This window comes from Flintibacter sp. SJQ-8 (genome assembly GCF_054108085.1).
Window position 1 is genome coordinate 38,981 of record NZ_JBPJWR010000016.1, and the last position, 23,396, is coordinate 62,376.

General features: G+C 63.1%; 16 protein-coding genes. 3 read left to right on the top strand and 13 right to left on the bottom strand.

Annotated elements, in window-relative coordinates; genetic code table 11:
• Positions 1–112: 112 nt before the first annotated feature.
• The 12 genes from ACSAMP_RS11655 to pyrH all read right to left on the bottom strand — a co-directional run bounded on the left by ACSAMP_RS11655 (position 113) and on the right by pyrH (position 17,465).
• The gene (locus tag ACSAMP_RS11655) at positions 113–2,086 is read right to left on the bottom strand and encodes a pyruvate carboxylase subunit B (RefSeq protein WP_457800571.1); all 1,974 of its coding nucleotides are present in this window, start codon (positions 2,084–2,086) and stop codon (positions 113–115) included.
• A gap of 663 nt (positions 2,087–2,749) precedes the next feature.
• A complete protein-coding gene (locus ACSAMP_RS11660) occupies positions 2,750–3,328 on the bottom strand; it encodes a hypothetical protein (RefSeq protein ID WP_441795887.1) in 579 nt (192 codons plus the stop codon).
• Between the two features lie 408 nt (positions 3,329–3,736).
• The gene (locus ACSAMP_RS11665) at positions 3,737–4,453 is read right to left on the bottom strand and encodes a Bax inhibitor-1/YccA family protein (RefSeq protein WP_441795888.1); all 717 of its coding nucleotides are present in this window, start codon (positions 4,451–4,453) and stop codon (positions 3,737–3,739) included.
• Positions 4,454–4,527: 74 nt separating this feature from the next.
• Complete coding sequence (locus ACSAMP_RS11670; protein ID WP_457800572.1) at positions 4,528–6,651, bottom strand: LTA synthase family protein; 2,124 nt, start codon at positions 6,649–6,651, stop codon at positions 4,528–4,530.
• Positions 6,652–6,865: 214 nt separating this feature from the next.
• Positions 6,866–11,056 carry a PolC-type DNA polymerase III gene (locus tag ACSAMP_RS11675; RefSeq protein WP_457800573.1) on the bottom strand — a complete coding sequence of 1,397 codons (4,191 nt, stop codon included), beginning with the start codon at positions 11,054–11,056 and terminating at the stop codon, positions 6,866–6,868.
• 27 nt (positions 11,057–11,083) lie between these two features.
• Positions 11,084–12,127, bottom strand: a complete 1,044-nt coding sequence (gene ispG / locus ACSAMP_RS11680; RefSeq protein WP_457800574.1) for a flavodoxin-dependent (E)-4-hydroxy-3-methylbut-2-enyl-diphosphate synthase — start codon at positions 12,125–12,127, stop codon at positions 11,084–11,086.
• 68 nt (positions 12,128–12,195) lie between these two features.
• A complete protein-coding gene (locus ACSAMP_RS11685) occupies positions 12,196–13,260 on the bottom strand; it encodes a M50 family metallopeptidase (RefSeq protein WP_457800575.1) in 1,065 nt (354 codons plus the stop codon).
• 30 nt (positions 13,261–13,290) lie between these two features.
• Positions 13,291–14,427 (bottom strand): 1-deoxy-D-xylulose-5-phosphate reductoisomerase, encoded by a 1,137-nt coding sequence (locus tag ACSAMP_RS11690; RefSeq protein ID WP_457800576.1) that lies wholly within the window; start codon positions 14,425–14,427, stop codon positions 13,291–13,293.
• Positions 14,428–14,461: 34 nt separating this feature from the next.
• Positions 14,462–15,280, bottom strand: a complete 819-nt coding sequence (locus ACSAMP_RS11695) for a phosphatidate cytidylyltransferase (protein ID WP_457800577.1) — start codon at positions 15,278–15,280, stop codon at positions 14,462–14,464.
• A 3-nt stretch (positions 15,281–15,283) separates the two neighbouring features.
• A complete protein-coding gene (locus ACSAMP_RS11700) occupies positions 15,284–16,030 on the bottom strand; it encodes an undecaprenyl pyrophosphate synthase (protein WP_457800578.1) in 747 nt (248 codons plus the stop codon).
• A gap of 107 nt (positions 16,031–16,137) precedes the next feature.
• The gene (gene frr, locus ACSAMP_RS11705) at positions 16,138–16,692 is read right to left on the bottom strand and encodes a ribosome recycling factor (RefSeq protein WP_147563510.1); all 555 of its coding nucleotides are present in this window, start codon (positions 16,690–16,692) and stop codon (positions 16,138–16,140) included.
• A 56-nt stretch (positions 16,693–16,748) separates the two neighbouring features.
• A complete protein-coding gene (gene pyrH / locus ACSAMP_RS11710) occupies positions 16,749–17,465 on the bottom strand; it encodes a UMP kinase (protein ID WP_147563509.1) in 717 nt (238 codons plus the stop codon).
• 172 nt (positions 17,466–17,637) lie between these two features.
• Here pyrH and ACSAMP_RS11715 point away from each other — a divergent pair, with 172 nt between their 5' ends.
• Entirely contained in the window at positions 17,638–18,468 is an 831-nt protein-coding gene (locus tag ACSAMP_RS11715) for a putative RNA methyltransferase (RefSeq protein WP_457800579.1), read from the top strand.
• Between the two features lie 186 nt (positions 18,469–18,654).
• Here the strand turns inward: ACSAMP_RS11715 and gltX are convergent, their stop codons facing one another.
• Entirely contained in the window at positions 18,655–20,139 is a 1,485-nt protein-coding gene (gene gltX / locus ACSAMP_RS11720) for a glutamate--tRNA ligase (RefSeq protein WP_457800580.1), read from the bottom strand.
• A gap of 182 nt (positions 20,140–20,321) precedes the next feature.
• Between gltX and ACSAMP_RS11725 the strand changes: the two genes are divergently transcribed.
• Positions 20,322–21,542 carry a hypothetical protein gene (locus ACSAMP_RS11725; RefSeq protein ID WP_457800581.1) on the top strand — a complete coding sequence of 407 codons (1,221 nt, stop codon included), beginning with the start codon at positions 20,322–20,324 and terminating at the stop codon, positions 21,540–21,542.
• 105 nt (positions 21,543–21,647) lie between these two features.
• Positions 21,648–23,363 (top strand): CvpA family protein, encoded by a 1,716-nt coding sequence (locus ACSAMP_RS11730; protein ID WP_457800582.1) that lies wholly within the window; start codon positions 21,648–21,650, stop codon positions 23,361–23,363.
• The last annotated feature ends 33 nt before the right edge of the window (positions 23,364–23,396 follow it).

Consider the following 23,396-nt stretch of genomic DNA (forward strand, 5'->3'; position numbering starts at 1 on the left):
CTTTAGTCGGCTTCCACAATTTTTCGGTGCGGCTTCTGTCTATTATGCGAAAAGCCGGACAGAGCGGGTGCTCTGTCCGGCTAAAATGGGACTTATATGGGGTCGTCAGGCCTTAGCCCAGGACCACCAGCTGATCGTCGGTGTTCACGGTGGTGCCCACAACGGCGGGCACGGCCTTCACGGTGCCGTCCACGGGGGCGGAGACCTCGATCTCCATCTTCATGGCCTCCAGCACCACCAGGGTGTCGCCGGCCTTCACGGTGTCGCCCACCTTGCACTCGACCTTGAACACGTTGCCGGGCATGGGGCTGTTCACAGAGGTCTCACCGGCGGCCACAGCAGCGGCGGGGGCGGCGGCAGGAGCGGGAGCCGCAGGGGCGGCAGCGGGGGCAGGGGCAGCGGCGGGCGCGGGAGCCGCAGCGGGAGCAGGAGCGGCCACGGGGGCAGCAGCCACAGGGGCGGCGGCCACGGGGGTCTCGGGGGCCTTCTCCACACAGACCTGATAGGGCTTACCGTCGATGGTGATGGTGAAGGTGCCGGTGCAGTCAATGCCGGTGTCCATCTTCAGATAGGCGGGCCGGTAAGAGGCGGCGAAGGGCTCGATCACGCGGCTGGTGTAGCCGGGGGCAGCGGGAGCCTGCACGTGGGAGTAGTACACGTGGCCCTGCCAGGCGGGCAGAGGAGCCAGGTCGGACTCCTTCTTGGCGGCAGGAGCGGCCTTGGGAGCCTCCTTCTTGGGGAAGCCGGCGGCGCGGTCCTTGAAGAAGGCGGTGGCCACCTGGGGGAAGGCGATGTAGGACAGCACGTCCTCGTCGCTCTTGGCCACGCCGGTCAGCTCCTTCTTGGTCTTCTCAAACTCGGGCTCCAGGGTGTCGGCAAAGCGGCCCTCCACCACGGGGGTGTCGCCCAGGATCTTCTTGCGGATGGCGGGGTCGATGGGGGCGGGGGTGCGGCCATACTCACCGCGGCAATAGGCCTTGATCTCCTTGCCCACGACCTTATAGCGCTCGCCGGCCAGCACGTTCTGCACGGCCTGAGAGCCCACCATCTGGCTGGTGGGGGTGACCAGAGGAGGATAGCCCAGGTCGGCGCGGACCTTGGGGGTCTCGGCCAGGGCCTCGTCCAGCTTGTCGATGGCGTTCATGCTCTTCAGCTGAGAGATCAGGTTAGACAGCATACCGCCGGGGATCTGATAGTTCAGGCACTGGGTGTCGGTGGCCATGGAGATGGGGTCCAGGGTGCCGTCCTTCAGGAAGTCGGCCCGGACGCCCTTGAAGAAGTCGGCCATCTTGATCAGGGCCTTGTCGTCCAGGTCCACCTGATAGCCCAGGCTGCGCAGGGCATAGGCCAGGGTCTCGGTGGCTGGCTGAGAGGTGCCGCCGGACATGGGGGAGATGGCGGTATCGATCACGTCGGCGCCGGCCTCCACGGCCTTCAGGTCGGTCATAAAGGCCAGACCGGTGGTGCAGTGGGTGTGGACCACCAGGGGCAGCTCGGGCACGGCGTCCTTGATGGCGGACACCAGGTCATAGGCCTCCTTGGGGCCCATGATACCGGCCATGTCCTTGATGCAGATGGACTTCACGCCCATCTCCTTGAGCTCCTTGACCATCTTCACGTTCTTCTCCAGGGTGTGGACAGGGCTGGTGGTGAAGCAGATGGTGCCGGAGGCGTGAGCGCCTTGCTTCACGGTCTCCTCAATGGCGACCTGAAGGTTGCGCACGTCGTTCAGCGCGTCGAAAATGCGGATGATGTCGATGCCGTTCTTCACGGAATACTCCACGAACTTGCGCACCACGTCGTCGGGATAGTGCTTATAGCCCAGGATGTTCTGGCCCCGCAGCAGCATCTGCAGCTTGGTGTTGGGCATCTTGGCGCGGATCTTGCGCAGTCTCTCCCAGGGGTCCTCCTGCAAATAGCGCAGGCACACATCAAAGGTAGCGCCGCCCCAGACCTCGGCGGAATAATAACCGGCCTTGTCGATGGTCTCCAGAATGGGCTCAAACTTGCTGTACGGCAGACGGGTGGCGATCAGCGACTGGTTCGCGTCACGCAGCACGGTCTCCGTAAAGTTGATTTTTCTCATTATTGATCTACCTCCGTATTACTCGAATGGAGCATTTCTCATGATGATCCGTCGGCGGCAGCCAGGCACACTGCCGCATAGTCGCTTGTTGTTATTCTAGTATAATTTGCTCCATAACGCAAGTCCTCCAGCGGAAGAATTGATGCTTTTTTCTGCACTATCTTGACCTGTTCCCCTCCCCCGTCCCCTTTTCGCCGGGGTCTCGCCGGGTCCAGAACATAGAAAAACACCGCAGCGGCTCCCCCACGGGAAGGCTGCGGTGTTTTACTTAGGCGACTTGTCCTCTTCGGCGCCGGGCCGGGCGCGTTTCATCGCTCGCTGCACGTGGATTCCTCGCTGCCGCTCTTGGCCCCAAAGATCATATCGTCGATATCGGCGTCCGCCTGGACCCAGATATTGTTCTTCTCGCGCTTGGTCATGGTCATAAATCAATACATCCTTTCTGGCATTTCTAGCGTTTAAAAATAAAAATGCCACCGTCTGCTTTTTCACTTGCAAACAGTGGAGGAAACGGTTTTGTCTTGTCGCGCTGGCGGTGACTAGGCTTTGCATTCCCTCGCTGCACTTTGTGCCATACAGAACACGCTCCTTCTGTAAGTTTTAAGCTATTATAGCGCTGTCACTTTCATTTGTCAAGTTTCTTTTTTGAAAAATGAATTTTGTTCAGAGCGTTGATTCACTTGCACTTCCCTGTCCGTCTTGTTTCCGCTCTGGACGCCCCTGTTCGTCAGGAATCTTCAGGGTGCCATCACATGCAAAATCCCACACAAAGTGGGGTCGCCCCTCCACCCGCTCCACCCGGGCCAGGCAGGCCGCCCCCGCTAGGGGCATGGGGCAGTCCGGGCGCACCGGGGCAGCCAGCTGAAAGCCCTCTCTCCCCCGGCGGCACAACATGGACCCCGGGGCCTGCTCCTTCAAAACCGGGTCGCGCAGCATCTGCCCCGGGCAACTCTGGCAGTACCAGCCGCCCGTCTGGCCAAAGGAGAAGGCCAGCTTGCTCTCCGCCCCGGTCACGGGCCAGCAGCCCGCCATCTCCAGCTGGGTCCGGGACAGGTTCCGCCGCAGCCGCAGCCCCTCCCCCTCCGGGGCCAGGGTGCCCAGCAGAAAGCGCCCGCCCCCCTGGCCGGTGAGCCACACCTTATATAATCCCAGCCCGTCCGGCTCCCGCCGGGCCTCCAGATACACCCGCAGGCCGTCCTCCCGAACAGAGAGCGTCCCGCCGCCTGACATGTCCAGTGTCATGGTCCTCCCTCCTCTCCTTCCCTAGATATATATGCAAGCTGGTCGGGATTAGGACGAGGGGATGTTTCGCCCCCGGGCGAGGTACTTTCCAGCGAAGGAAAGTACCCAAAGTTCGCCGGGGCTGCGGCCCCGGTCCCCATTGGGACGCATTCCGGAGACCTTTCCCAGACCTGTTCGGCGCGGGAAAAGACTTAGATGTCCGGTCCTACCCCCGCCCGCTGCCGCTCCGCTCAGAAAAATCAGCCCCTGCTTTGGTGGCAAAAGCGACGCGCCTCTGCTCCCGGGAAGCCCGGCCTGCCTGTAACGGGGTGCCCGAGGGCGAAACAACCCCCCGTCCCCAAAAATAAAACTAAAAATACCGTGTGAGCCTTGATCGACCCACACGGTATTTTATGCTCTTTAATTGATTTAATTTCTCCTCTTCCCCACATACCGCAGCAGATACAGGAACAGATTCAAAAAGTCCAGATACAACTGAAGGGCGGAGAAGACGGAGGCTTTCTCCAGCATGTCGGGGTATCCGGCGTAGTAGCTGTACATGGCGCGGATCTTCTGGGTGTCATAGGCGGTGAATGCCAGGAAGATGGCGATGCCCGCGATGCACACCAGCCGGTCCAGCATGACCAGGCCGGGGGCAAACAGCAGAATGACGCCGCAGATGATGAGGAAGATCAGCCCCACCGTCAGGATGCTGCCGATGCTGGACAGGTCCCGGTGGGTCAGCCAGCCATAGGCGGACAGGGCGGCGAAGTAGACCGCCGTGGCCAGGAAGACGAAGATCAGGCTGGGCAGCTCATAGAGATACAGATAGCAGGACATGGTAAAGCCAAACAGCACGGAATAGGCCAGGAACACGCCCCGTGCCGCGCCCACCGACATGCGCTCGATGCGGCTGACCATAGTAAAAGCCATGATCAGGGTGACCACCAGCACGATCAGGTGGAAGCCGGGTACGTGATACAGAAGCCACAAGGTGGCGTTGGTCATCCAGCCCAGCACCGCCAGGCCGAAGGTGATCATCAGGCCCAGCACCATCCACAGGAAGGTCCGGGTCATATACTCGTTCAGGGACTCCACCTGGCCCTGGGCGTAGTAGCTGCGCTCCTCTTCATAAGGTGTTCGCATGAAAAAACACATCCTTTCCCGATCCGGCGCGTTCCACCGGATCACGGTTATGATACCACGCAGCGGGGAAAAAATCAATCTTCCCGGTTTTCTCCCTGGTTGGAGGTAATGTACCGGGGCAGCAGACTGTAAAAATCGTGCTCCACGATCAGGGGCGTGCTGTCCAGCAGATAGCCCACCCGCTTTTTCGTGGCCGCCACATAGGCCGCCTGCTCCTCCGCCGTCATCTCCACCCCGGGGGCGGGGGTGAAGGACCGGGCATAACGGTCATAGAACCCCCGGTCCGACCTCCAGCTGCGGGAGGAGAACACCACCAGCCCCTCGCTGTCAGACAGAACGTCCCGCCCGGCCAGCATCCGGGAGTCGTATGGCAGCCCCAGCAGATTGGACAGGGTGGGCAGAATGTCCACCTGGCAGCACACCTTGTCCACCGGGACCGGCTGGGTCATGCTGGCCGACCACAGGATCAGGGTGTTTTTATATACGTCAAAGTCGATGGCCGACTCGTTCAGGGCCTGGATGGCGTCGGAGCTGCCGAACTTCTTCCCGGCCAGTTCCTCCAGCACGTCGATGTTGAAATAGGGGATGTGGTCCCCGGTGACTGCGATCAGCGTCCGGTCCAGCTTGCCCGCCGCCTCCAGCTTGTCCAGCAGGCATTTTAAAGCCCGGTCCGCCTCCATCACCGTGGCCACATAGTTCTGGGTGACGGCGCTGTAGGGCAGGGCGCGGACGATATCCCGATAGGGGGCCACCACCCGGTTGTCGGAATAGGGCATGTGGCCGCTGATGGTGAGATAGTAGACGTGGAAAGGCCGGTGGCTGTTGACGAAATCGTCGGTGCTGGCCTCCACCACATAGCTGTCCCGCTGGGGCCAGGCGGGCTGATCCCCCTGCATCTCCAGTTCCAGACCGGACTGATACTGCCGCCAGTCATAGCCCAGGTTGGTGTGGGAGGTCAGGCGGCCATACATATCATAGTTGCCGTGGTAGCCCAGGGTGAGATAGCCCACCCGCCCCAGCTGCTGGGCCAGGGTGAAGGGCAGGCTGGTCCCCAGCTGGCCGGTGCGTTTCATGGTGATGGGGTTGCCGCTTTTGGGGTAGAGCCCCAGCAGGGTCTGGCACTCCCCGTTGGAGGTGCTGGTATAGTGCAGGGTGGTGTAATAATTGGAAAACACAAAGCCCTGGGTAGACAGTTTATATAAGGTAGGGGTCAGCTCCGGGTCGATGGCATAGCCGGAGAAGCCCTCCAGCACGATCTGAATGACGTTGTACCCGGCGAACATGCCGGTGTACTCGTTCTTTTTCGTGGGGGCGGCGCTGGCAAAGTAGTCCGCCAGCCACTTGATCTCCTCGTCCCCGCTCTCCTCTCCCAGGGCGGCCAGGTCCACGTCCAGGACGTTGGGAGAGGTGTCGATCTGCGGCTCCCCCGGGCCCTCCTCTCCCCCGCCTTGGGGCTGGGAGGAGGAGCCGTCCGGCTCCGGCTCTATGGGGGCCATCACTTCAAAATCCCGGTCTGGGGTGATCTTGGGCGGGAGAAACAGGTGCTTGATGTCCAGCCGCAGGGTGGTGAACAGCCCCAGCTGCTCCACCTGGTCATCCGTCTCTGTGTCCATCTGGTATAGCCGCCCCGGGGTCATATCCCCCTGCCAGGGCAGGGCCAGCGCCCCCAGGCCCAGCAGGTGGAGGGCCGCCGCCGTCAGCAGCACCGCCGCCAGATACCGGCCCCGGCGGGGCGCGAAGTCTATGAGCCGCCCGGCGAACAAACTCAGCAGCAGTCCGGGTAAAATCAGCGCCGCCAGAACAGCCCAGTTCTCCCCCATGGCGGTGAGGATGACCCCGCTGTAGTCCCCCAGGCGGTTGTCCGCCGCAGTGGCTAAAGTCGTCAGTGGGTAATAGGTCTGCAAGATCTGCTTGGCCAGCAGCTCCCCGGCGTAAACCAGGCACAGCAGCAGCGCCAGCAGGCGGAATAAGATCCCGTTCCCCCGCCGGGGGAACACCGCCGTCAGTCCGGCCAGCAGGGACCCGCCGGACAGGGCAAAGGGCAGGACCACCGGCAGATAATCCGGGCGCAGGCCCATGTACAGCCGCAGGACCAGCTCCAAATAAACCAGCAGGACCGGGAAGCTCAGCAGGCGGAGGGCGGTCCGGCCATGGCGCAGTTTTGTCTTCGGCTCTTGTGCAAGTTCCACAGGCTCCATGTGCTTCTCCCCTCCCCCGTTGTCCGGTTTCGCCGTGTCTCACCTCATTTGTACCATGTCTCGCCCGCCCCGTCAAGGGAAACGGGTCGTTTTTCGGAAATTTATGTAAAAGGCCCTCCGCCGTATCCAAAACACGACGGAGGGTCTAAGTCCTGTCATTGCGAGGCGGCCCAGCGGGCCGACGCGGCAATCCGTAAACTTGGAATGACAGGTATCAAAACATAGAAAACAAATTCATCTGGCTGGTCTCGGGTAGGTCGCCGAAGGTCCCGGCCTCCTTCAGCAGCTGGATGTGGGTCTTGGAGACCTTGGGGCAGGCGGCGGACACCTCCTCCACGGAGATGAACTGCCGGCCCTTCCGGGCCTCGGCCAGGGACAGGGCCGCCGTCTCCCCCAGTCCGGCCACGGACACGAAGGGGGGCCGCAGGGCCTTATGCTCCTCGTCCACGGTGAAGCGGATGGCCTCGGACTGATAGAGGTCCATGCGCTGGAAGGTGAAGCCCCGGAGATAGAACTCATAGCACACCTCCAGGGTGGTGAGCATGTCCTGCTCCACGGCGGTGGCCTCCTTGTCCTTGGCGATGATCTGGCGCATCTTCTGCTGGCACACATCCATGCCCCGGCACATAAAGGCCTCGTCAAAGGCCTTGGCCCGGATGGAGAAATAGGCCGCGTAGAAGGCCAGGGGCCGGTGGACCTTGAACCAGGCGATCCTGAAAGCCATCATCACGTAGGCCACGGCGTGGGCCTTGGGGAACAGATAGGCGATCTTTTTGCAGGAGCCGATGTACCACTCGGGCACGCCAGCCGCCCGCATCTCGTCCTCCGCCCCGGGGGGCAGGCCACGGCCCTTTCGCACCGCCTCCATGATCTTGAAGGAGCGCTGGGGGGGCATCCCCTTGGAGATGAGGAAGAGCATGATATCGTCCCGGCAGCCGATGGCCTCGCTGACCTTGGCCGTGCCCGAGGTGATCAGGTCCTTCGCGTTGCCCAGCCACACGTCGGTGCCGTGGGAGAAGCCGGACAGACGGACCAGAATATCGAACTGGTTGGGCTGGGTGTCCTCCAGCATCCCCCGGACGAAGGTGGTGCCGAACTCTGGGATGGCGGTGCCGCCGGTGGGGCCCAGCACCTTGTCGTTCTCATAGCCCAGGACCTTGGAGGACTGGAAGATGGACATGGTGTCCCTGTCGTCCAGGGGGATCTGGCGGGCGTTCACCCCGGTCAGGTCCTCCAGCATACGGATCATGGTGGGGTCATCGTGGCCCAGCATGTCCAGCTTCAGCAGGTTAGACTCCATGGAGTGATATTCAAAGTGGGTGGTGACGATCTCGCTGTTGGGGTCGTCGGCGGGGTGCTGCACGGGGCAGAAGTCGTAGATCTCGTTGTCCTGGGGGATGACCACCATGCCGCCAGGGTGCTGGCCGGTGGTGCGCTTCACGCCGGTGCAGCCCAGGGCCAGGCGGCTCTCCTCCGCCTTGGACACCACCAGGCCCCGCTCGTCCAGATAGTGCTTCACATAGCCATAGGCCGTCTTTTCCGCCACCGCGCCGATGGTCCCGGCCCGGAACACGTGGGTCTGGCCGAACAGCTCGAAGGTATACTTGTGGGCGCTGGACTGATACTCGCCGGAGAAGTTCAGGTCAATATCGGGGACCTTGTCGCCGCCAAAGCCCAAAAACGTCTCGAAGGGGATGTTAAAGCCGTCCTTTACATAGGGCGTCCCACACACGGGACAGACGGCGTCGGGCATGTCCGCGCCGCAGCCATAGGGGTGGGCCAGGTCCTGGGCATAGTCAAAGTCGGTGTGCTTGCACTTGGGGCAGCGATAGTGGGCGGGCAGGGAATTTACCTCTGTGATGCCCGACATAAAGGCCACCAGGGATGAACCCACGGAGCCGCGGGAGCCAACCAGATAGCTGTGCTCCAGGGAGTTCTGCACCAGCTTTTGGGCGGACATATAGATGACGTCATACTTGCAGCGGATGATGTCATAGAGTTCGGCGTTGATGCGGTCCACCACGATCTGGGGCGGCTCCTCGCCATACAGCTCGTGGGCCTTACCCCACACCAGGCGCTTCAGCTCCCCGTCAGAGTCCTCCAGCTTGGGGGCGAACAGACCCTGGGGCAGGGGCTCGATGGGGTCGCAGCAGTCGGCGATGAAGTTGGTGTTCTTCACCACCACCTCATAGGCCTTCTCCTTGCCCAGGTAGGAGAACTCCTTCAGCATCTCGTCGGTGGTCTTGAAATAGATGGGCAGGGGCGAGTCCGCGTCGTCAAAGCCCTTGGACGCCAGCAAAATGTGGCGGTATACCTCGTCCTCCGGGTCCAGAAAGTGGACGTCGCCGGTGGCGCACACCGGTTTGCCCAGCTCCTCCCCCAGGCGGACGATGGTGCGGTTAAAGTCCCGCAGCTCCTCCTCTGACCGGACCATGCCCTTGCGCAGCATGAACATGTTGTTGCAGATGGGCTGGATCTCCAGATAGTCATACCAGGCGGCGATGCGCTTCAGCTCCGCCCAGTCCTTGCCATCCACCACCGCCCGGAACAGCTCCCCCGCCTCGCAGGCCGAGCCGATGATCAGCCCCTCCCGGTTCTCGTTGATGAGGGACTTGGGCATGATGGGATAGCGCTTGAAGTGCTCCAGCTGGGACAGGGAGATGAGCTTATACAGGTTGCGCAGACCGGTGTTGTTCTTGGCCAGCACGATCAGGTGCTTGGGCTGCCGCCGGGCCTTGCCGCCACGGCGGAGCTTGGGCATATAGGGGTTGATGTCTTTTAAGTTGTGCAGCCCCAGCTGCTCCATTTTGCGGAAGAAGTGGGGCAGCATATAGGCCACGGTGGCCGCATCGTCGCTGGCCCGGTGGTGGTTGAAGGCGGGCAGCTGAAGGTGCTCGGCCACGATGTCCAGCTTATACTTGCCCAGGTCGGGCAGCAGATTCTGGGCCAGGATCAGGCTGTCGATGGAGGGATTCTCAAAGGGGATGCCGTATTTCCGGCACCCGGCGGAGATAAAGCCCATGTCAAAGTCCGCATTGTGGGCGGCCAGGGGCCGGTCCCCCACAAAGTCCAGAAAGGCCCGCAGGGCCTCCTCCTGGCTGGGGGCTCCCTCCAGCATCTCATCGGTGATGCCGGTGAGCTGAATGATCTTCGGGTCCAGGATGCGCCCGGGGGCGACAAAGGTGTTGAACCGCTCCCCCACCTCTCCATGCTTCAGCACCACTGCGCCGATCTCGATGATGACCTCCCGCCGCCGGTCCAGGCCGGTGGTCTCGATGTCAAAACAGACGATCTCGTCGTCAAAGGGCTGATCGGGCTGGCCGTGGACCACCACCCGGTCGTCCACGTCGTTGATATAATAGGCCTCCACGCCGAACAATATCTTGATGTTCTTGGCCGAGTGCTTGGCGTTGGGGAAGGCGTGGGCCACGCCGTGGTCGGTGATGGCGATGGCGGGGTGGCCCCACCGCTCCGCCCGCTTGACCACGTTCTTGTCCGAGCCGATGACCGAGTCGGTCTTAAAGCCCACCGCCGTCAGGGCATCCATGGCGGACATGTTGGTGTGCAGATGCAGCTCCACCCGCTTCTCCGGGGCGGTGTCCTGGCGCTGCTCCTGGGGGGCGGTGGTGATGGCCATGGGCTCCAGCACCATGTCGCCATAGAAGCGGTCCATGTTCAGCCGCCCCTGGACCTTCAGGTGCATCCCCTTCTTCACCCCGTCCACGATGGGCTTGCCCTCGTCCCCTGGGAAGAACTTGTTCACCCGGATGGACCCGGTGTAGTCGGTCAGGTCAAAGGCCACCACCCAGGCCCCCCGCTTTTTCAGCTCCTTGTGGTCCACGGCGAACACATCGCCCTCCACCACCACCACGCCCATGTCCAGCTCCAGCTCGTTCATGGGGGTGGGCCGTTTGGTCACCGCCCGGCCAAAGATGGCCTCGCCTTTGCTCTTCCGCTCGGCGTGGGCGGCGGGGCGGACGGAGGAGCGCTCCATGGCCGCCCGGCGGATGGCCTCGCTGCGGGCGAAGGGGTCCCCCTGCTCCGGTTTCGGCTCCGCTTTTGCTTTCGGCTCCACTTTTGTTTTTGGCTCCGCCTGGGGTTTGGGCGCGGGCGCAGCTTTCGCAGGCTCCTGGGCCTTGGGCGCGGCGGGCCGCTCCAGCTGGGGCGCGGGCTGGGTGCAGGAGATCTTCACGCTGTTCATGGCATAGGCCCGGCAGATGGTCTCCTCCGCCTCCCGCACCAGGTTGGGTCCGGCCCCCGCCGCGCCGGAGACCCGGATATCGGCGCTGCGCTGGGCGCGACTCAGCACCACGGAGGTGATCTGCCAGGGCTCCACGGCATTGGCCAGCTCCGTCCACCGCCGCAGGGCGGAGAACATCTCTAAAAATGGGATCACTTTGGACATGGTGTCCCTCCTTGTGGATGCAGTGTGTTACAGGGTGTCGATCAGGCGGAACAGCTCGTCCACCAACTGGTCCTGGGGGACCTTTTTGATGATCTGGCCCTTTTTGAACAGCAGGCCCTCCCCCACGCCCCCGGCGATGCCGCAGTCGGCGGCGGAGGCCTCCCCGGGGCCGTTGACCACGCAGCCCATCACGGCCACGGTGATGGGCTTGTCCACCGTCTTCAGCCGCTGCTCCACCTCGTTGGCCAGGGAGATGAGGTCGATACGGGTGCGCCCGCAGGTGGGGCAGGACACCAGCTCCGCCCCGTCCTTGCGGATACCGGCGGCCTTGAGAATGTCCCGGGCGGCATAGACCTCCTCCACCGGGTCAGCGGACAGGGACACCCGCATGGTGTCCCCCACCCCCAGGGCCAGCAGGCCGCCGATGCCCACGGCGGATTTCAGCGTCCCCATGCGCACGGTGCCCGCCTCGGTCACGCCGATATGTAAAGGATAATCACTTTCTCGGCTCATCAGCTGATAGGCTTTCATGGTGATGGGCACGCTGGAGGACTTCAAGGACACGCAGATGTCGTCAAAGTCGAACTTGTTCAGCAGGCGGATGTGGCCAAAGGCGGACTCCACCATGGCCTCTGGGCAGACGTGGCCGTATTTGGCCAGAATGTCCTTCTCCAATGAGCCGCCGTTCACGCCGATGCGGATGGGGATGCCCCGCTGCCGGCAGGCGTCGGCCACCGCCTTCACCCGGTCCTCCCCGCCGATGTTGCCCGGATTGATGCGGACCTTGTCCGCCCCGGCGGCGATGGCCTCCAGGGCCAGCTTATAGTCAAAGTGGATATCCACCACCACGGGCAGGGGACTCTCCTCCTTGATCTTGGCCACGGCCCGGGCGGCGGCCATGTCGGGCACGGCCACCCGGATGATGTCGCACCCGGCGGCGGCCAGGGTGCGAATCTGCTTTAAGGTCGCCTGGACGTCGTCGGTGCGGGTGTTGGTCATAGACTGGATGGACACTGGGGCCCCTCCGCCCACCGCCACCTTGCCCACGTGAATTTGCTTTGTCATGGTCACACGCTCCCTTTTCTTCTCTTCAAGGCCGCTGCCCGCAGACCCGGAGGCCTGCGGACAGCGGCAAGTGTTCAGCGGCCCAGCAGCTTGCCCACATCGCTGAGGGTGACTACCACCATCAGCGCCATCAGGGCGGCCAGACCGGCCATATGCACATATCCCTCATACTGAGGGGGGATCTTCTTGCGGAACAGCCCGTACAGCACACCGTTCAGCACCAAAAACAGCACCCGTCCCCCGTCCAGGGCGGGCAGGGGCAGCAGGTTCATCACCGCCAGGTTGGCGGCAATCAGGGCGGTGAAATAGGTCAGGGTGTAGAAGGCGGCGTAGGGGGTCTGGGCCGAGGAGCCCGCCTCCGTCATGGTGTCCACGATGCCCACCGGGCCGGACAGGTCCCGCAGGCCCACCGCGCCCCGGACCAGGTCGCCCAGGCTCAGCCACACCAGACGGACAAAGTCCATCCCCGTGTTCCAGGCATAGACCACCCGGCCAGGCAGGTTCAGAGGCTCCACCTCCCGGCTCATGGTGATGCCCCGGAGATTGGTCACGTTGCCCTTCTCGTCGGTGCGCTGCTGCCGTGGCAGCGCCACCCCGTCCAGCCGGACCTTTTCCCCATTGCGCTCCACCACAAAGTCCACCGTATCCCCCGCCCGGTCCAGATAGAGCCGGGCGTTGCCGTACACCAGCACGGCGTGGCCGTCCACCTTCAAAAACCGGTCCCCCGGCTCCAGGCCGCAGCTCTCCGTGCCATAGCCGTCGATGGGCCCGCCATAGGTCTCCACCACCTTCCCCTGCTGGGGCAGGTACAAAATCAGCACCAGCAGCAGAGCGGTGAGGAAGTTCATGGCCGCCCCGGCACACAGGATGACGATCTTCTTCCAGGTGGCGGCCCGGCCAAAGGCCCGGGGGTCCGCCGAGTCGTCGTCCTCCCCCTCCATGGCGCAGTAGCCGCCCACAGGCAGCAGGCGAAGGCTGTAAAGGGTTTCCCCTTTCTCCCACTTGAAAATGGCGGGACCCATGCCGATGGAGAACTCGTTCACCTTCACCCCCAGCAGCTTGGCGGTGGCAAAGTGCCCCAGCTCGTGGGTGGCGATGAGAACGCCGAAAATGAGGATGGCGAGAATGATATAAAACATAGTACCTCCAGTGAAAAAGGGCCGGTGGGCTTACCGGGCGGCCTCCCGGGCGGCGGCGTCCGCCTCCAGCACGTCGGTGAGGCTGGGGTCCTGAATCACCGGGACGGTCTCCATGGCCCGCTGCACCTTGTCGGCGATCTCCAGGAAGCGGATCTTGCCCGCCAGGAACTGGGCCACCGCCGCCTCGTTGGCACCGTTGAGGATGGCCCCCGCCGTGCCCCCGGTCCTGGCCGCGTCCAGGGCCAGCTTCAGGCATCGGAAGGTGTCCAGATCCGGGTGGGCAAAGGTCAGCGGCCCGCAGTTCCACAGGTCCAGCTCCTTGGCCGGACCGGGCACCCGCCGGGGCCAGGTGAGGGCATACTGGATGGGCAGGCGCATGTCCGCCGAGCCCAGCTGGGCGATCATGGCATTATCACAGTATTCCACCAGGGAGTGAATGATACTCTCCCGGTGGACCACGATAGAAACTTTTTCTGCCGGCATGTGATAGAGGTGCATGGCCTCGATGACCTCCAGCCCCTTGTTCATCAGACTGGCGGAGTCCACGGTGATCTTGGCCCCCATGGACCAGTTAGGGTTGTGTAAGGCGTCCTCCCTTGTCACACGCTGCAATTCCTCAGTTGTCTTTCCGAAGAAGGGCCCGCCGGAGCAGGTGAGGATCAGGCGCTTCACCTGACCCCGGTCCCGGTTGCCCTCCAGAGACTGAAACAGGGCCGAGTGCTCGGAATCCACGGGGAGGATCTCCGCGCCGAAGTCGTGGGCCTCCTCCATCACCAGGTCGCCGGCGCACACCAGGGTCTCTTTATTCGCCAGGGCGATGCGCTTGCCCTCCCGGATGGCGGCCAGGGTGGGCCGCAGACCTACCATGCCGACAACAGCGGTGAGCACCGTGTCCGCGCTGGGCAGGGCGGCGGCCTCCAGCAGGCCGTCCATGCCGGAGAGCACCTTCACCGGGGTGTCGGCCAGGCGCACCTTCAGGTCGTCGGCGGCCTTCTCGTCCATGAGCACCGCCAGTTCCGGGTGATAGCGCCGGGCCTGCTCCTCCAGCCGGTCCACGCTGGAGTTGGCCGTGATGGCAGCCACCTCCATGCCGCAGGCGTCGATAACGTCCAGGGTCTGCCGCCCGATGGAGCCGGTGGACCCTAACAGTGAAATTCGTTTTGACATAGTAAACTCCTTCTGCCCCGCCGTTTCTGCGCCGTTAAAAAGCGGGGATGATCTCTACCAACAGCAGCAGCATGGGCGCGGCAAACGTCATAGAGTCGAACCGGTCCAGCATCCCGCCGTGGCCGGGCAGCAGATGGCCGTAATCTTTAATGCCATACTGCCGCTTGATGAGGGAGAAGGACAGGTCCCCCAGTTCGGTGACGGCGCTGCCCAGCAGGCCGTACAGAGCCAGAACGGGCAGGGACACCGTCAGCCCAGCGAAGCGCTGCAGGGCCAGGCCGTACAGCAGCAGGAACACCGCCCCGGACAGAATGCCGCCGATATAGCCCTCCAGAGACTTGTTGGGGCTGACCCGGGTGATGCCCCGGTGGCGGCCCAGGAACACCCCGGCGAAATAGGCCCCCGCATCGGTGAGAAAGGCGCAGATGACGGGCAGCAGCACCAGCCACCGGCCATGCTCCATCCCCCGCAGCACGATGAGGGAGGACAGGAACATGGGAATCAGCAGTCCGCCGAACATGCACACCATCACCTGCTCCAGCCCCAGGGGCTTCTCCTCGTCATACCGGAGGATGGCCACAAAGAACAGGGCGCTCATCAGCATCAGGGCCACAGCCCGGGTGACCAGGCTGCCATAGCCGGACCAATAGCCCAGGGGGACGACCACCGCCGCCAGGGCGGTAAAGACATACATCAGGTTGTGGTGGGCCACCTGGGTGGCCTTCAGCAGCTCATAGCTGGCCAGGGCGCAAATAACAGACATGAGCAGGGCCAGGCACAGGGTGGGCGGGGCCAGAAGCACCCAGAAAAAGAATGGGGCCAGCACCACCGCCACAATGATCCGCGTCAGCATGGCTCACACACCTCCAAACCGCCGCTTGCGGCCCTGAAAATCGGCGATGGCCCGCAGCAGCTCCTCGTTGGAGAAGTCGGGCCACAGCACGTCGGTGAAATAGAACTCCGCATAGGCCGCCTGCCACAGCAGGAAGTTAGAAAGGCGCAGCTCCCCGCTGGGGCGGATGATCAGGTCCGGGTCGGGCACCCCTTTAGAAAAGAGCTTTCCCGAAAACTGCTCCTCCGTCAGGCTGTCCGGGTCGGCCTTCCCCTGGGCGCAGTCCCGGGCAAAGTCCCGGGCGGCCCGCAGGATCTCGTCCCGCCCGCCGTAGTTCAGGCAGATGTTCACCTGGCAGCCCTCGTAGTGCCTGGAGATCTCCCGGGTGCGCTCGATCAGCTCCCGCAGCTCCGGCGTCAGGGGGGACAGGTCCCCGAAGAACTCCATCTTCACCCGGTCCCGCTCCATCTTGCCGATGGCCTCCAGCAGATACTTTTTCAGCAGACCCATGATGGCGGAGACCTCCTCCGCCGGGCGCTTCCAGTTCTCGGTGGAAAAGGCGTACACGGTGAGATAGTCCAGGCCGATCTCCTTGCAATAGGTGGCCACCCGGCGGAAGGTCTCCGCCCCGGCGGCGTGCCCGGCGGTGCGGGGCAGTCCCCGGCGCTTGGCCCACCGGCCATTTCCGTCCATGATGATGGCCACATGGCGGGGCAGGTGTTCAAAATCTACCTTTGGCCCCTGCTCCTCTTTTGATTTAAAAAATGGCATATGTCTCCGACATCCTCTTCAATTTAATAGACAGAAAGGATGCAGAACACAGAGCCACCCCCGCATTCTGCACCCCTCTTCCCCCTTGGGGGAAGCTTGTCATTCGGTCAGACCGCCATCAGTTCCTTGTCCTTCTTGGCCGTCAGCTCGTCGATCTCCTTGCACCGCTTGTCGGTCAGGTCCTGAAGCTCCTTCTCCAGGTTCTTCTGGTCGTCCTCGGTGATCTCAGACTTCTTGGTCTTCTTCTTGATCTCGTCCATGGCGTCCCGGCGGATGTTCCGCACGGCGACTTTGCCCTCCTCGCCATACTTCTTCACCTGCTTGGTCAGCTCCTTGCGGCGCTCCTCGGTGAGCTGGGGGAAGGCCAGGCGCAGCACACGGCCGTCGTTCTGAGGGTTGATGCCCAGGTCAGAGGTCTGGATGGCCTTCTCGATGGCCTTCAGCAGAGAACCGTCCCAGGGCTGGATGACCAGGGTGCGGGGGTCGGGGGAGCTGACGGCGGCCACCTGGTTCAGGGGAGTGGGAGTGCCGTAATACTCCACGGTGATGCGATCCAGCACGCCGGCGTTGGCACGGCCCGCCCGGACGGAGGCGAAGTTGGCCTTGACCACCTCGATGGTCTTCAGCATTTTCTCATCATAATTCTTGATCTCAGGACTCATGGTCTCGACTTCCTTTCTTCTATCCCAGGCCGCGCCTGGAACTTTTAAAATGGGCGTCAGCCGCCCACCACCGTGCCGATCTTCTCGCCCATCACGGCCCGCAGGATGTTCTCCGGGTCCTTCAGCGCGAACAGCAGCACAGGGATCTTGTTGTCCATGGACAGGGAGGTGGCGGTGGAGTCCATCACCTTCAGGTGCTGGGCCAGCACGTCGTCATAGGTGATGGTCTCATACTTCACGGCGGCGGGGTCCACCTTGGGGTCGGCGGAGTAGACACCGTCGATGTTCTTGGCCAGCAGGATCACGTCCGCGTCGATCTCGGCGGCCCGCAGCACGGCGGCGGTGTCGGTGGAGAAGAAGGGGTTTCCGGTGCCGCAGCCGAAGATGACCACGCGGCCCTTCTCCAGGTGCCGGATGGCACGGGAGCGGATATAGGGCTCGGCCATGGCCCGCATCTCGATGGCGGTCTGTACCCGGACCTCCACGCCCTTCTGCTCCAGCACGTCGGCCACGGCCAGGGCGTTGATGGCGGTGGCCAGCATGCCCATGTGGTCGGCCCGGACCCGCTCCATCTGGTCGCCGCCGTCCTTCACGCCCCGCCAGAAGTTGCCGCCGCCTACGACCACGCCCACCTGAACGCCCAGCTCTACGCAGCGCTTGACGACGTCGCACACCTGGCCGATCACATGAAAGTCCAGCCCACGGGAGGCGTCGCCCGCCAGGGCCTCGCCGCTGATCTTCAGCAGCACTCGTTTATACTTAGGTTGCTCCATTGGAACCACTCCTGTCTGTTTTCTTACGGTCTATTCTAATATAATTCTATCCGTTTGCATAGGGGGAATCACAAAATTTTTCATTTTATTCCGCCGGAACCTGTTTTGCCGGACGAAATCGGGCTTGCCATTTTCTCCGTTTCACGCCATAATGGTAGTTGAGGTGAACCATGTGACAAGCTTATTCCGATGCCCCCTGTGCTCCGCCCCCCTGACGCGGGAGGAGCAGGGCTATCTCTGCCCCGGCGGCCACTGCTTCGACGTGGCCGCGGCCGGCTATACCCATCTGCTCCCCGCCAACCGAAAGCACTCCAAAAATCCCGGGGATGACAAGGCCATGGTGGCCGCCCGCTCCGCCTTTCTGGACCGGGGCTACTACGCCCCTTTGCGGGATGCCCTGTGTGCCCGGGTGGCGGAGGAGTGCAAGGCCCTCCCCTCCCCCGCTCTGCTGGACAGCGGCTGCGGCGAGGGGTACTACACCGCCGGGCTGTATCAGGCCCTGACCGCCGCCGGGTGTGTGCCCAGGCTCGCCGGAGTAGATATCTCTAAATTCGCCCTGCGCCGGGCGGCCAAGCGCCTGCCCCAGGGGGAATTCGCCGTGGCCTCCGTCTATCACCTGCCCCTGGCCGACGAGAGCGTGGACGCCCTGGTGAACGTGTTCTCCCCACTGGCCCCGACGGAGTTTTTCCGGGTGCTGCGCCCCGGCGGGCTGTTCTGCTATGTGGTGCCCTCCGCCCGGCACCTGTGGGAGATGAAGCAGGTGCTCTATGCCAGGCCCTATGAGAACCCGGTGAAGCGGGAGGACTACCCCGGCTTTGTCTGGCAGGGGGCGGACCAGGTCCGCTGCACCCTGTCCCTCTCCTCCAATCAGGACATCATGGCCCTGTTCGGCATGACCCCCTACGCCTGGAAGACCCCAAAAGAGGGCGTAGACCGTCTGTCCGCTCTGGAGCAGTTGGACTGCCAGGCGGGATTTGATATCCACGTATATCGAAAACAGTAAGAAACGGATTGCCGCGTCGCTGCGCTCCTCGCAATGACAAAAAATCGGCTGCTGCGTCAAAACAGCACCGTCCCGAAAACCTGTCATTGCGAGGAGGCGCAAAGCGCCGACGCGGCAATCCGTCTTTTTACAAAACCCTCGCTGCCGCAAAATTTTGGCGACAGCGAGGGTTTTTCTCTCTTAAATTTACTTCAGCTTCTCCAGCCCCAGCTCCAGGCGCTTCAGGGTCTCCTCCCGGCCCAGGATGCGGCAGATCTCCACCGCGCCGCCGGGGGTGACGGCCTTGCCCGCAGCGGCGATGCGCACGGGCCACATCAGGGTGGCGTTCTTTACCTCCAGCTGGGCGGCCAGGTCCACCAGTCCGTCGTGGATGGCGTCCTGGGTCCAGTCGGGCAGCTGGCGCAGCATGGGAATGGCCGCCTCCAGCATCCGCTTGGACACCTCGGGGTTGGTCTTGGACTTCTTGTTGGTGAACAGCTCCGCGTCATACTCGGGCAGGGCCTGGAAGAAGTCCACCTTCTCGGGGATGTCGGTGAGCTTCTCGCACCGGGCCTGGAGCAGGGCGGCGATGTCGTCGACGGAGATGTCCTCCCGCTGCACCGCCTGGCGGATATAGGGCCGGGCCGCGTCGGCAAAGGCCTCCGGGGTCATGGCCCGGAGATAGATGGCGTTGAAGTGGGTCAGCTTCTCGATGTCGAAGATGGCGGGGGACTTGGACATGCCCGCCAGGTCAAAGGCCTTGGCCAGCTCCTGGAGGGAGAACACCTCCTGCTCCGCGATGTCGCCCCGGGGGGACCAGCCCAGCAGGGCCACATAGTTCAAAATGGCCTCGGTGAGGAAGCCCTGGGCCCGCAGGTCCTCGTAAGAGGGGTCGCCGTGGCGCTTGGACATCTTGTTCTGAGCGTCCCGCATGACGGGAGAGCAGTGGACGTACACGGGCACGTCCCAGCCGAAGGCCCGATACAGCAGGTCATACTTGGGGGCGGAGGACAGATACTCGCTGCCCCGGACCACATGGGTGATGCCCATCAGGTGGTCGTCGATGACGTTGGCAAAGTTATAGGTGGGCAGGCCGTCCCGCTTGAGCAGCACCTGGTCGTCCAGGGTCTTATTCTCCACGGTGATGTCCCCGAAGATGGCGTCGTGGAAGGTGGTGGAGCCCTCCTGGGGAATTTTCTGGCGGATGACATAGGGCTCCCCCGCCTCCACGCGGGCCAGGGCCTCCTCCAAAGGCAGGTCCCGGCAGGGGTCGGCAGCGCGGGCAAAGTCGCCGGAGTCCTCCTCCGACTCGCACTTCTCGCAGAAGCAGTAGTAGGCGTGGCCCTTCTCCGCCAGCAGCTTGGCGTACTTGCCATAGGTGTCCCGGCGCTGAGACTGGATATAGGGGGCCACGGGGCCGCCCACATCGGGACCCTCGTCGTGGTCCAGGCCGCACTCGGCCAGGGTGCGGTAGATCACGTCGGTGGCGCCCTCCACCAGCCGGCCCTGGTCGGTGTCCTCGATGCGCAGGATAAAGGTGCCCCCGGCGTTCCGGGCGATAAGCCAGGTATACAGGGCGGTGCGCAGATTGCCCACGTGCATATATCCCGTGGGAGAGGGGGCAAAGCGGGTGCGCACCTTCCCCTTGGGGATCTTGGCCTCCATCTCCTCAAAATACTTCTGATCCAGCATATTGTTTCCTCCGTTACTGCGGCCCAGCCGCATGATCTCATTCTAGTCCCATATTATAGAGGAAATCCCCCCGTTTGGCAAGGGCGCTTTGCCGCCCCGTCCAAACTTCCTGTTGCCCGCCCCTCGGCCCCCATGATATAATCAAGAAAAAGAGACCACCCACATCTGGAAAGGAGCCGACCATGACTTCCGCCACCGGTCTGTTTCAGCTTCTCCTCTCCCCGCTCCTCAGCCGGAGCGCCATGGCATTCTTCCTGCTGCTGTTTTTCCTCTGCACGGTCCTGTTTTTCAAAAGCAGGGGCCGCCCTACCCTGCACCTGGTCAGCGGCCTGCTGGCCCTGGTCTGCCTGATCTATGGCCTGTTCATCCTCTTCTTGGTCTTCGCCTTTGGACACTCTGACGGCAGTCTGACTGAATTGTCCGGCGAGGTGGTGGAGTGGAGCACGGACGGGGACACCAGTCTCTCCTCCTTTGTGGTGCAGACGGAGGAGGGAGACCGCTTCGGCGTCCTGATGACCGGACAGGCCATCGTCCTGCCCAGCGACACCCTGTCGGCGGAGGACTTCCTGCGCCAGCCGCCGGAGGGCGTGGTGGTCTCCGTCTTCTGCCAAAGGGGCCGCCAGACCCTCACCGCCCAGGATGGCAGAACGCTGGCCGCTTTTTCCGCAGATCAGATCTCCATCATCGGCCAAGTGACGCAGAATGTCTTTGCTCTGTCCGACGGGACGGAGATCGACCTGATACAGTATGACAGCAGTCCCTTCGCCTCCAACATCTACCGCCTGCGGGACGGGAAGCAGCTGCTGCGGGAGCTCCCGCCCTCCGGCCCGGAAAACGTGTCCGTTGGCGGGGTGGCCAGCTTCGATGATCTCAGCCCGGCGGCCCAGGAGGCGGTCTCCGCCTACTATGACCGGCAGGGTCTGCTGTACGACATAAAGCAGCAGGTGGAGACGGCCTATCAGGACTATCGGACGAACCCGGACTTCCGTCCCTTCTATGTGGAGCGGACTGTCTCCCCCAGCGCCGCCAGCAGCCGGGTCATATATTTCCTCACCACCGTGACCCTGTTGAGCAATGACGGCTCCGGAACAGAGCTGCGCCTGGGGGACGCCTTTGACCGGGAGACCGGGGCGCGGCTGGACCCCCTCTCCCTGTTCTCCATTTCGCCGGAGCAGGTGCCGGAGGCCCTGGTCTCCCTGTCCAAACCCGAGAGCCCTACCCTGAAGGCTGAAATGATCGCGGCGTTTCAGCCGGACCATCTGGTCTTTCTCCCGGATGGTCTGGAGATAAATTTCCCCCTGGGGACCCTGCCCAGTCAGGAGTATGACTATATTGCAGCGCTGGACTACACCCCCCAGCTCACCGCCCTGCTGCAAAGCTGGGCCATCCCGCTAGACAACTGACAAAATTCCCGGGCGGGTCCTGTATGGCCCGCCCGGTTTGCTTTTTTCGGAAAAATCGTGTATCCTAATATAGCATCTATCCACCCACGTTAAAGGAGGTCTATTTTGTCACACAATCGAATACGCCTGCCCAAAAGCCGGTTTGGGCGCACCCTGCTCAGCCTGGCGGTGACGGCGGCGGTGGGCTTTGGGTACTTCTATGTCACCCTGCCCGCCCTGAACCCCCACGCCGGGGAGTTCTACAGCTTTCTCGGCCTGCTGTGCGCCGTATACGTCGTCTGCGTCTTTCTCCTGTCCGGCGCACCCCACGACAACGTGATCCGCACCCCCAAGGAGAAGCTCCGCGAGTGGCTGAAATTCATCAAGAGCCGCTGTCTGCCGGTGGGACTACTGTTTGTGGCGGTGGTCGTGATAGCCGCTGTGGGCAACGTCGTCTCCATGCCCCTGCTCCGGGCGGCGGCCTATCGGGACCTGCTGACGGTGCAGACCGGGGACTTTGCCTCTGACGTGGCCCAGATCTCCTTCAACGAGATCCCCACCCTGGACCGCACCTCCGCCGAATTCCTGGGGGATCGGCAGATGGGCACCCTCAGCGACATGGTCAGCCAGTTCGAGTACTCCGGCGACTCCACCCAGATCAACTATCAGGGCCGTCCGGTGCGGGTGGCTCCCATCGCCTATGCCGACCTGTTCAAGTGGCTGACCAACCGCGGCCAGGGCCTGCCCGCCTATGTGGTGGTGGACATGGTCACCCAGGAGGCCACCGTCACCCGCCTGCCCCAGGGGATGAAATACTCCTTCTCCGAGCCGCTGAACCGGAACATCGTCCGGCACCTGCGCTTCCACTACCCCACCATGATGTTCTCCACCCCGGAGTTTGAGATCGACGAGAGCGGCCACCCCTGGTGGATCGCCCCCCGGGTGGTGAAGACCATCGGCCTGTTCGGGGGCACGGACATCCAGGGCGCGGTGCTGGTGGACGCCATCACCGGCCAGTGCCAGTATTACAAGGAGGTCCCCACCTGGGTGGACACCCTGTATGTGCCCGAGCTCATCATGCAGCAGTATGACTACCACGGCACCCTGATCCACGGCTTTATCAACTCCCTGCTGGGCCAGCGGGACGTGACCATCACCACCGACGGCTATAACTACATCGCCATGAACGACGATGTATACGCCTACACCGGTGTGACCTCCGCCAACGCCGACCAGTCCAACCTGGGCTTTTTGCTGTGCAACATGCGCACCAAAGAGACCCACTTCTACGAGGCCCCCGGCGCGACGGAGGCGGCGGCCCGGGCCTCTGCCGAGGGCGTGGTCCAGGACCTGGGCTATGTGTCCACCTTCCCCCTGCTGCTGAACATCGCCGGGGAGCCCACCTATTTCATCCCCCTGCTGGACAACACCAATCTGGTGAAGAGCTACGCCATGGTCAACGTGGCCCAGTATCAGCTGGTGGCCACCGGGGCCACCGTCTCCGCCTGCGAGCAGACCTATATCCAGATGCTCTCTGACAAGGGGGTCACCACCCCGGAGGAGCTGCCCAAGACCCAGGCCAGCGGCGCCATCGCCGAGATCCGCTCCGCCGTTTTAAGCGGCAGCACCTATTACTTCCTTCGCCTGGAGGGCGAGACCGTGTTCTATGCCCTCTCCGCCGCCCAGGACCGCCAGGCCGTCACCCTGAATATCGGGGACCGGATCACCCTGGACCACGCCCTGCCCGGCGAGGAGGAGACCGACATTCTGGACGCCTACGCTTTGACCATCGACGGGCGGGCTTCCATCCAGAGCGTTTCTCCTGACACCGCTGAGGGCTGACTGCCCTCTCAGTCACGGCTCACGCCGTGCCAG

Excerpts from the sequence above, each read along its gene's own strand:
- ACSAMP_RS11655 (WP_457800571.1), bottom strand. The coding sequence starts at position 2,086 with ATGAGAAAAATCAACTTTACGGAGACCGTGCTGCGTGACGCGAACCAG.
- ACSAMP_RS11660 (WP_441795887.1), bottom strand. The coding sequence starts at position 3,328 with ATGACACTGGACATGTCAGGCGGCGGGACGCTCTCTGTTCGGGAGGAC.
- ACSAMP_RS11665 (WP_441795888.1), bottom strand. The coding sequence starts at position 4,453 with ATGCGAACACCTTATGAAGAGGAGCGCAGCTACTACGCCCAGGGCCAG.
- ACSAMP_RS11670 (WP_457800572.1), bottom strand. The coding sequence starts at position 6,651 with ATGGAGCCTGTGGAACTTGCACAAGAGCCGAAGACAAAACTGCGCCAT.
- ACSAMP_RS11675 (WP_457800573.1), bottom strand. The coding sequence starts at position 11,056 with ATGTCCAAAGTGATCCCATTTTTAGAGATGTTCTCCGCCCTGCGGCGG.
- ACSAMP_RS11685 (WP_457800575.1), bottom strand. The coding sequence starts at position 13,260 with ATGTTTTATATCATTCTCGCCATCCTCATTTTCGGCGTTCTCATCGCC.
- ACSAMP_RS11690 (WP_457800576.1), bottom strand. The coding sequence starts at position 14,427 with ATGTCAAAACGAATTTCACTGTTAGGGTCCACCGGCTCCATCGGGCGG.
- ACSAMP_RS11695 (WP_457800577.1), bottom strand. The coding sequence starts at position 15,280 with ATGCTGACGCGGATCATTGTGGCGGTGGTGCTGGCCCCATTCTTTTTC.
- ACSAMP_RS11700 (WP_457800578.1), bottom strand. The coding sequence starts at position 16,030 with ATGCCATTTTTTAAATCAAAAGAGGAGCAGGGGCCAAAGGTAGATTTT.
- frr (WP_147563510.1), bottom strand. The coding sequence starts at position 16,692 with ATGAGTCCTGAGATCAAGAATTATGATGAGAAAATGCTGAAGACCATC.
- pyrH (WP_147563509.1), bottom strand. The coding sequence starts at position 17,465 with ATGGAGCAACCTAAGTATAAACGAGTGCTGCTGAAGATCAGCGGCGAG.
- gltX (WP_457800580.1), bottom strand. The coding sequence starts at position 20,139 with ATGCTGGATCAGAAGTATTTTGAGGAGATGGAGGCCAAGATCCCCAAG.
- ACSAMP_RS11725 (WP_457800581.1), top strand. The coding sequence starts at position 20,322 with ATGACTTCCGCCACCGGTCTGTTTCAGCTTCTCCTCTCCCCGCTCCTC.